A 9,910-nucleotide genomic window follows, 5' to 3' on the forward strand; every position below is an offset into this window, starting at 1 on the left:
CTTACTGGTTTTGCTCCTGGTTGTGAGCATGCGCCTTTATACCAAACCCATGCTTAAGGCTCGGCAGACAATACACATAAAAAAACCCTTCTGAAGCCACTTAAATGGCCCCACAGAAGGGTTTTTTCAATCCGACGGGGTCATCCCCTATCGGAAGTTATTTCAGTGCGTCACGGTCACGGAAACCGATCAGGTACAAAATACCATCCAGACCCAACGTAGAAATCGCCTGCTTAGCACTTTCACGCACTAACGGCTTCGCACGGAAAGCGATACCCAATCCTGCAATAGACAGCATCGGCAGATCGTTCGCGCCGTCACCGACAGCAATCGTCTGCTCCAGACGAACACCCTCTTTTTCCGCGATTTCACGCAACAGCTCAGCCTTTCGCTCGCCGTTAACGATCGTACCTTTCACTTCACCGGTGACTTTTCCGTCAACAATATCCAGCTCATTGGCATAGACATAGTCAAAACCGAGCTTCTCCTGCAAGTGGTGGCCAAAATATGTGAAGCCACCGGACAGAATAGCCGTTTTAAAGCCCAACCCTTTGAGGTTCGACACCAGCTCTTCAACCCCTTCGGTCATTGGCAAACGTTCAGCCACATTCTGTAACACAGATGCATCCAGACCTTTTAGCAACCCCACACGACGACGGAAGCTTTCGTTGAAGTCGATCTCACCACGCATGGCTGATTCGGTAATCTCGATGACCTGATCACCAACACCCGCTTCGATCGCCAACTCATCGATCACCTCCGCTTCAATCAGCGTCGAGTCCATATCAAAGACCACCAGACGGCGATTACGACGGAAGATATTGTCTTCCTGAAAGGCGATATCAACATCCAGGTCGCTGGCCGCTTTCAGAAATTCAGCACGCAATGCACCCGCGTCATGCGGCGCACCTCGTACAGAAAACTCGACGCAGGCTTTGGTCTGATCAACCGCTTCTTCCAGTGAGATACGTCCTGACAAGCGGCTGATATTATCGATATTCAAACCATGACTGGCGGCGATACGGGTCACACAACCGATATGGTCCGCGGTGATCTTACGCGCCAGCAAGGTGATGATGTGACGGGACTTACCCTGACCAACAACCCAGCCTTCGTATTCACCTTCATCAACCGGCTGAAAACGGATGTTCATGTTAAGTTCGTGTGCTTTAAACAACACATCACGCAGAAGCGGAGAGGACTCAGCTTCTTTAGGCACTTCGATAAGAATGCCCAGCGACAACGTGTTGTGAATGACAGCCTGACCAATATCGAGGACATTGATGCTGTAGTCCGCCAGAATATTGGTGATCGCTGAAGTAACACCCGGTTTATCATCACCGGAGATTGTGAGCAGAATGATCTCTTTCATCAAAAAGTGTTCCGTAGCCGGTCGGTTTCGGCGCAAATTATAACAGAGCTGAACAAATTCATATCTATGATTACAGTAATAAGGTTACAACATCGGGAAGACCTCATTGGATGATCTGATCAGCTGGTTAAACAGCTACGCCACCCAGAGTATTTTTATCGCCACCGCTCTATTAGCTTTGCTCGAATCACTCGCGTTTGTCGGTATTCTCGTGCCCGGCGTCGCGATACTGGCAACAATCAGCTGGCTGGCCGGACAACAAGCGCTCTCGCTTCCTCTGTTGCTGCTGAGCGGCTTTTTGGGGGCAGTGGCGGGTGATTGGATCAGCTACATACTGGGGCGTTATGCCAGCCATTGGATCGCCTCACTCAAACTCATGCAACGACACCCCAACTGGATTGCAGAGGGTGAACGTTTTTTTGCACGTTACGGCGGCCGCAGCATCTTTCTGGGGCGCTTTATCGGCCCGATCCGGGCAGTGATACCGTTTATTGCCGGAAGCTGCGCGATGCCTCCCACACGTTTTCTGGTGTTTAACCTGCTTTCCGCGGCGTTCTGGGCACCGGTATACCTGATACCCGCATATTGGCTGGGGCAGCAGGCAGAAGAACTCAAGATGGGTTGGAATATCTGGCTACAACTGGGTGCACTGGTGGTGTTTATTGGCGTCCTGTTTCACGCTATACACCACCAACTGGCACCGGGAAAACATGTCTACCGTTTGCTGCATCCATTCGCTACCGGTGCTAAAGACCTGTTACGAACCTATGTCTTTATTGTACTGACGGCCCTGCTGCTGATCCTCTGCATCACCCTTCGACAGCTAACTGGCGTCTCGCCACTTGAGCTGGAGGTATACAACCAGCTTCATCCACCACCCGAGTACCTACAAGTGTACGCAGTGTTCGTAACACTCTTAGGTGATGGTATCTATCTGATTGTCGGCAGCCTGCTAACCGCGATACTGATAACCGTCCACACCCAAGTCCGAACGGCTGTCACTTTCATGTTATTGATGCTGGGAGTCTCGCTACTGAATGTTGTCATTAAACACAGCCTCGGCTGGCCACGCCCGGAACTGGGACAGCTACTCTATGGCAGCGACAGTTTCCCCAGCGGACACGCTTCCAGTGCCGCCACGTTATTGGCAAGCTGGGCGGTACTTTTTGCACACGGCTGCAGCGCAACCCTCAAACGCCGTATTTATCTGGCGTTTATGCTACCCATCGTGTCCGTGGCACTGTCGCGGGTCATACTCGGCGTTCATTGGCCGTTAGATGTGATTGCCGGACTTGCGGAGGGGTTGCTGTTTGCAGCCATCTTACGCTGGCATCTGGGAAGGTCGGAACAAGCACCCCTGCCAACGGCTTTTCAGCGCTGGCTGGGGATGGGGATTCTACTATTGACGCTGGGTTACGCAGTCCTGAAAGGGACTGCAGCCCTCAGCTTCTACACTCAATAAAACCTTAACGTGCAGTTTTCTTAACACTTCGCTTGGTCGGTTTCTTAGCGCCACCTGCGGCCACCCGGCTGCCCGGGGACTTTCTGCTGGCTTTGGTTTTGGCTTTGCGCTTAATCGACTTTTTACTTTTACCTTTGGCTTTGGGTGACAGCTCAGCCAGCTCCCGCTCTGCGGACGATAGTTTTGCCAGTCGCTCATCTTTCTTCGCCGCAGACGCCTGCTTACGACGCGGATTGTGCGGATCAGCCGCCTTGGCCTTACGCGTCACCGGACGTTTACGTGGTTTTTTACTGTTATCCCACTCTTCCTTGCGACCGACATGTTCTTTTTCGCCACCTTTAGATTTAAAGCCGACCTCCGAAGGTGCGCTGATTTTGCCTTCCGCCAACAACTGGCGTTTTTTCACCTTTTCGCGCGTCTCAATGGTTTTCACCAGCTCGAAATCAATCTTACGCTCGTCCAGATCGACCCGTACAACCTGCACCCGCAAGCGATCACCCAAACGGAAATTCTTACGGGTCCGCTCGCCAACTAAGCGCTGTTTCGCCGCATCAAAGTTGTAGTAGTCACCCGGCAATGCGGTGACGTGAATCAGCCCCTCAACAAAGACATCCTCCAGCTCAACAAAGACACCAAAACCTGTCACGGCCGAGATCACGCCGTCGAACTCTTCGCCCACCTGATCCTGCATGTACTCGCACTTCAACCACGCCACCACATCGCGGGTAGCGTCATCAGCACGACGTTCGGTCATGGAGCAGTGCTCACCCAGCTGCAGCATCTGCTCCATGCTGTAACCGTATTGGAAATCCATATTCAACGAGAACTCATCCGGACGACCAATCGTCCGATCCTCTTTGGACGAGTGGATCATCGCACGGATCGCACGGTGCACCATCAGATCCGGATAACGGCGGATCGGCGACGTAAAGTGGGTATACGCGGTGTACGCCAGACCGAAGTGCCCCTTGTTGTCCGGGCTATAAACAGCCTGACGCATAGAACGCAGCATCATGGTCTGGATCACATGACGATCCGGGCGCCCCTCGATCTGCTCCGCCAACAGCTGGTAGTCGCTCGGTGACGGCTCTTCGCCGCCCCCCAGGTTCAAGCCCAGCTCCCCCAAATACGCGCGCAAGCTGGTCAGCTTCTGCTCTTTTGGCCCTTCGTGCACACGGTACAGCGACGGGACTTTCAACTTGCTCAGGAAGCGTGCGGTCGCGACGTTCGCGCAGAGCATGCACTCTTCAATCAGCTTGTGGGCATCGTTGCGGGTGACCGGCACAATCTTTTCAATCTTGCGCGCCTCACCAAACATGATACGGGTTTCAGTGGTTTCAAAATCGATAGCCCCACGGGTGTCACGTGCGGCACGCAACCCGCGGTAAAGACTGTGCAGCGATTCCAGATGAGGTACCACCTCATTGTATTCGGCCCGCAAGCGCTGCCCCTCATCACTCTCTGCTTCCATCAGCATCTTGCCGACTTTGGTGTAGGTCAGACGTGCATGTGACTGGATCACCGCTTCATAGAATTTGTAACTGGACAGGTTACCCGACTCACTGATAGTCATCTCACACACCATGGCCAGGCGGTCGACATGCGGGTTCAGCGAGCACAGACCGTTGGATAACAGCTCTGGCAACATCGGCACCACGAATTCAGGGAAGTACACCGAGTTGCCACGGTTGTGCCCTTCGATATCCAGCGCACTGTTCGGGCGCACATACCAAGACACGTCCGCAATCGCGACCCATAGACGCCAGCCTCCGGATCGCTTCTTCTCCGCATACACCGCATCATCAAAGTCTTTGGCGTCTTCACCATCGATGGTCACCAGCGGCAACGCCCGCAGATCCACGCGATTAGATTTCGCGCTCTCTTCCACCTCAGCGCTCAGATCACCGATCTCCTGACGCACATCATCGGGCCACTCGTCCGGCACATCGTAGTTTGCGATGGCTACCTTGATCTCCATACCCGGCGCCATATGGTCGCCCAATACTTCGGTCACATGCGCCTGAGGCATCTGGCGCTTACCCGGTTGGCGGAATAACTCCACCACCACCAGCTGCTGATCTTTATACTTCAGCGGGTTTTCCGGATTCGGAACAATCAGGACTTTCTGCGTCACACGCTGATTTTCCGGGACCAGCTCACCGAATCCTTTCTCACCGGTAAAGCGCCCCACCAGCTTGCGAGTGCAGTGCTCCAGCACTTCGACAATTTTGCCTTCACGCCGCCCCTTCTGGTCGACACCCACCTCCTGCACCAGCACGCGATCGCCATCGAATACTTTGCGCATTTCACGCGGCGTCAGGAACAGATCTTCACCACCCTCATCCGGCTTCGTAAAACCAAACCCATCACGATGACCAATCACACGACCCGGAATCAGCGCCATACGCTTAATCAGACAGAACTCATTCTTACGGTTGCTCATCAACTGACCGTCACGACACATCGCCTTCAAACGGTGCATCAGCGGATCAGCCGTGGCGGCATCATAGATCTCCAGCTCACGGCAGAGATGTTTATGACTGATCGGCGCATTCCAGTGATCCATAAATTCCATAATGAACGCGCGACTTGGAACCGCAGTACCGTATTTCTCTGCCTCAGCGGCTGCCTGAGGGTCTTTTTCGATCCAGTTATTACCCATGCGGAGAGTTTGGCCTTTATCTATTCAAATCTATTTAGTTGAGTCTAACCCATGTCGTGCTTTCTATCTTCATTTCAGGGACTTAGCATGCCCTTAAAGGGCCCCAAATACGAAAAAAGCCAGCGGTTAGCTGGCTTTTGAAGGACATTCTATGGAGAACAAGGCTTATGGACGCTCGTCCACTTCCTCTTCTTTCTCCGGTGGCATCAGGTCTTCCTTGCAGATGTTCATCATCAACAGCACGTTTGCCGCCACATAGATGGAGGAGTAGGTACCAATCACCACACCCACCAGCAACGCAATCGCAAAGCCATGAATCATCTCACCACCAAATACCGCCAGTGCAACCAGCACCAACATGGTGGTCAAGGAGGTTACCAACGTACGGCCCAGCGTCTGGCTCAGGGAGATATTCATAATCTCCGTCGACGTGCCTTTGCGGACCTTACGGAAGTTCTCACGGATCCGGTCCGCCACAACGATGGTATCGTTGAGCGAGTAACCAATCACCGCCAGAATTGCCGCCAGTACGGTCAGATCGAAATCCAGCTGCAGTAGCGAAAAGAAACCCAGTACGATCAGCACGTCGTGCGCCAGTGCCGACACAGCGCCTACTGAGAACTTGAACTGGAAACGGAAGGCTACGTACACCATGATCATGAACAGTGCCAGCAGCATGCCCATACCACCCTGCTCACGCAGCTCCTCACCCACCTGCGCACCAACAAACTCGTTACGGCGCAAGGTCAGTTCCTGAGCTTCACCGTCCTGCAGCGCAGCAACCACTTTATCACCCAGTTTCGGGTCGTGGTCCTGCCCCAGACGGATCAGGATATCGGTCGGCGAACCAAAGGTCTGCACAACCGCATCGTTGTAACCAGCAGACTCCAACTGGCCACGGATATGATTCAGATCCGCTGGCTGTTCGTAGCCAACTTCCACCAGACTACCGCCGGTAAAGTCGAGGCCCAGTTTCAGGCCATTCACCGCCAGAGAGCCGATGGAGATCAGCAGCAGGACTGCCGAGAGCACTGTCGCGATCTTGCGCAGGCCCATGAAGTTATAAAGCTTATTCGTCATCTCACGTGCTCCCTTAGATCGACAGCTTCTTAAGCTGACGACCACCGTAGGTCAGGTTAACCAGAGAACGGCTCACAATGATCGCCGTAAACATGGAGGTCACGATACCCACGGACAGCGTGATCGCGAAACCTTTCACCGGACCGGTACCCATCGCAAACAGGATAATGGCGGCCAGCAAAGTGGTGATGTTGGCATCAAAAATAGTGGTAAATGCGCGTTCGAAACCCGCATGGATTGCCGATTGCGGCGGCAAACCGTTGGCCAGCTCCTCTTTGATACGCGAGAAGATCAGCACGTTGGCGTCCACCGCCATACCCACTGTCAGTACGATACCCGCAATACCCGGCAGGGTCAGCGTCGCCGACAGCATCGACATCACCGCCACCAGCAGCACCAGATTGAGCGTCAACGCGACGTTCGCCAGCAGACCAAAGACGCGGTAGTACAGCACCATGAAGATCAGTACCAGTGCAAAACCGATCTGAACAGAGGTCAGACCCAGCTCAATGTTCTCAGCACCCAGGCTTGGACCAACCGTACGCTCTTCCACGAAGTAGATTGGCGCAGCCAGTGCACCGGCACGCAGCAACAGGGCCAGTTCAGAGGACTCGCCTGCGCCGTCCAGACCGGTAATACGGAACTGGTTACCCAGTACAGACTGGATGGTTGCCAGAGAGATAATGTTCTTCTCCTGGTAACGCACCTTGCTGGTCACCGTTTCGCCATCAACCTTCTTAACCACCGTGCGCTCTTTGTCTTCTACAAACAGCACCGCCATACGGCGTTTCACCGCATTACGGGTGGTACGGTTCATCAGCTCACCGCCCTGGCTATCCAGAGTGATGTTAACTTGCGGCTGGCCGTTTTCGTCGAAGCTCGCCTGTGCGTTCGAAACATTATCACCTTTGATGATAATTGCTTTCTCAAGCGTGGCTTTTCGTCCCTCTTCGCTACGGAACTCATAGGTTTCCGTCGTAGCGGAAGACGCAGTTGTCTTCGCTTCCAGACGGAACTCCAGCGTGGCTGTTTTACCGATAATTTTCTTCGCGGCTGCCGTATCCTGAATACCCGGCAACTGCACTACGATGCGGTTACGACCCTGACGCTGAACCAACGGCTCAGCCACACCCAGCTCGTTTACTCGATTTCGCAGCGTTGTAAGGTTCTGCTTCAGCGCGTAGTCTTCGATCTCACGGATCTTCGCTTCAGACAGGTTTACAACCACATAGAACTCATTGTCGCGGTCATCGGCGCTGATCAGGAAGCCCTGATACTCTTTACGCAGGAAACTCAGTGCATTGTCGCGGGTTTCCAGCTTGGTGAATTTCACCGCCAGACTGCCATCTTCCTGCGTTGTTACACTGCGGTAACGCAGCTTCTCTTCACGCAGCTTACGCTTGATGTCAGAGTTATAGTTTTCCAGCTTCTGCGCCACAGCGGTTGGCAGGTCAACTTCTAGCAGGAAGTGCACACCACCGCGCAGGTCGAGACCCAGCTTCATCGGACCGGCACCAATAGACGTCAACCAATCAGGGGTCGTCGGTGCCAGGTTAAGTGCGGCGATGTAGTTGTCACCCAAAATGCTGGATACCAGCACTTTAGCCTTGAGTTGCGCGTCACCATCAGGGAAACGAATCAGGCCATTACGGGCAGTCAACTCAGAAGATTTGATTTCGATACCCTCTTTTTTCAGGGCATCAGTTACACGGTCCAGCAAACGCTGATCCACCGTGTAGATATCACGGGTACCTGTCACCTGAATGGCGTGGTCATCCGGATAGAGGTTTGGCGCGGCATATAGCGCACCCAATGCCAGTACAAAAACGACCAGCAGGTTTTTCCAGAGGGGGTATCGGTTGAGCATAGTGCCCTGTCCCTATCAGATACAAAAACGCCACTGTGTCAGTGGCGTTTCCTTATTAAGCGAAAAATCAGATGCTTTTCAGGGTGCCTTTCGGAAGCGCTGCTGACACGTGGTTTTTCTGGAATGTCAGCTCGTTACCTTCGCTTACTTCCAAAACAACGTAGTCGTCGTTCAGCTTCACAACTTTACCCAAAATGCCGCCAGCGGTCAGCACTTCATCACCTTTGGTCAAACCACCCACCAGCTCGCGGTGCTCTTTAGCGCGCTTGGACTGTGGACGCCACATGAAGAAGTAGAAAATCAGACCAAAACCAGCCAGAAACAGCAGGTTAAACATACCATCCATTGGAGCGGCGCCAGCTGCAGATTCAGCATAGGCAGGAGAAATCAGGAAGCTCATTCAGCTTACTCCTAAACGTATTAAAAGAATTCTTTAGACTTATATGGTGTCTAACGGTGGCGTTTCAAGGCCCCGAAGACGATAAAATTCGTCCACAAAGTCGCTCAATTTAACCTGTTCAATATCCTCACGCAATCCAGCCATTAGTACCTGGTAGTAGTGCAGGTTATGGATGGTATTGAGTTGGGCGCCCAGGATCTCTTTACACTTATCCAAATGGTTCAGATAAGAGCGACTAAAGTTCTGACAGGTATAACAGTCGCATGTTTCATCCACAGGACGGGTATCGGTTTTATTGGCCGCATTACGGATTTTAACAATACCGGTCGTTGTGAACAGGAAACCATTGCGGGCATTACGAGTTGGCATCACACAATCAAACATATCCACACCACGGCGCACCGCTTCGACGATATCTTCAGGCTTACCCACACCCATCAGGTAACGTGGTTTGTCCTCCGGCATTTTGTACGCCAGATGATCCAACACGTTTTTCATATCTTCTTTTGGCTCACCGACAGACAGACCACCGATAGCATAACCATCGAAGCCGACCTGAGTCAGGCCTTCCAGAGACTCGTCACGCAGGTGAGGATACATCCCCCCTTGTACGATCCCAAACAGCGCCGACGGGTTATCCCCATGGGCTTTTTTGGAGCGCTCAGCCCAACGCAAAGATAAACGCATCGATTGAGCCGCCTCATTTTCCGTTGCCGGATACGGAGTACACTCATCGAAGATCATGACGATATCGGAACCCAGCTCACGCTGAACCTCCATCGAACGTTCCGGGCTCAACATCACCTTGTCACCGTTGACCGGTGACTGGAAGGTCACACCCTCTTCGGTGATCTTGCGCATATTGCCCAGACTGAACACCTGAAAACCACCGGAGTCGGTCAGGATCGGCCCCTTCCACTGCATAAAGTCATGCAGGTCACCGTGCTGACGCACAATCTCAGTACCCGGACGCAACATCAGATGGAAGGTATTACCCAGTACAATCTGGGCACCGGTCGCCTCGATATCACGCGGCAACATACCTTTAACCGTGCCGTAGGTACCTA

At 53.1% G+C, this 9,910-nt stretch carries 7 protein-coding genes; 1 reads left to right on the forward strand and 6 read right to left on the reverse strand.

Annotated elements, in window-relative coordinates; translation table 11 throughout:
* Nucleotides 1-157 precede the first annotated feature (157 nt).
* Nucleotides 158-1,372, reverse strand: a complete 1,215-nt coding sequence (gene serB, locus ABYW01_RS06790) for a phosphoserine phosphatase SerB (protein ID WP_372831732.1) — start codon at nucleotides 1,370-1,372, stop codon at nucleotides 158-160.
* Nucleotides 1,373-1,478: 106 nt separating this feature from the next.
* Here serB and ABYW01_RS06795 point away from each other — a divergent pair, with 106 nt between their 5' ends.
* The gene (locus tag ABYW01_RS06795; RefSeq protein ID WP_372831733.1) at nucleotides 1,479-2,834 is read left to right on the forward strand and encodes a bifunctional DedA family/phosphatase PAP2 family protein; all 1,356 of its coding nucleotides are present in this window, start codon (nucleotides 1,479-1,481) and stop codon (nucleotides 2,832-2,834) included.
* A 4-nt stretch (nucleotides 2,835-2,838) separates the two neighbouring features.
* Here the strand turns inward: ABYW01_RS06795 and rnr are convergent, their stop codons facing one another.
* The 5 genes from rnr to tgt all read right to left on the reverse strand — a co-directional run.
* Nucleotides 2,839-5,496 carry a ribonuclease R gene (rnr, locus tag ABYW01_RS06800; RefSeq protein WP_372831734.1) on the reverse strand — a complete coding sequence of 886 codons (2,658 nt, stop codon included), beginning with the start codon at nucleotides 5,494-5,496 and terminating at the stop codon, nucleotides 2,839-2,841.
* Nucleotides 5,497-5,661: 165 nt separating this feature from the next.
* On the reverse strand, nucleotides 5,662-6,576 hold the full coding sequence (gene secF, locus ABYW01_RS06805) for a protein translocase subunit SecF (protein WP_372831735.1): 915 nt from the start codon (nucleotides 6,574-6,576) through the stop codon (nucleotides 5,662-5,664).
* A 13-nt stretch (nucleotides 6,577-6,589) separates the two neighbouring features.
* Nucleotides 6,590-8,443, reverse strand: a complete 1,854-nt coding sequence (secD, locus tag ABYW01_RS06810; protein ID WP_372831736.1) for a protein translocase subunit SecD — start codon at nucleotides 8,441-8,443, stop codon at nucleotides 6,590-6,592.
* Nucleotides 8,444-8,510: 67 nt separating this feature from the next.
* The gene (yajC, locus tag ABYW01_RS06815) at nucleotides 8,511-8,843 is read right to left on the reverse strand and encodes a preprotein translocase subunit YajC (protein ID WP_193953744.1); all 333 of its coding nucleotides are present in this window, start codon (nucleotides 8,841-8,843) and stop codon (nucleotides 8,511-8,513) included.
* Nucleotides 8,844-8,882: 39 nt separating this feature from the next.
* On the reverse strand, nucleotides 8,883-9,910 hold a 1,028-nt coding region (gene tgt / locus ABYW01_RS06820), incomplete at its 5' end, for a tRNA guanosine(34) transglycosylase Tgt (RefSeq protein WP_372831737.1).

The sequence above is a fragment of the Pontibacterium sp. genome, assembly GCF_041587635.1.
In the GTDB taxonomy this organism is placed as follows: Bacteria; Pseudomonadota; Gammaproteobacteria; order Pseudomonadales; family Balneatricaceae; genus Pontibacterium.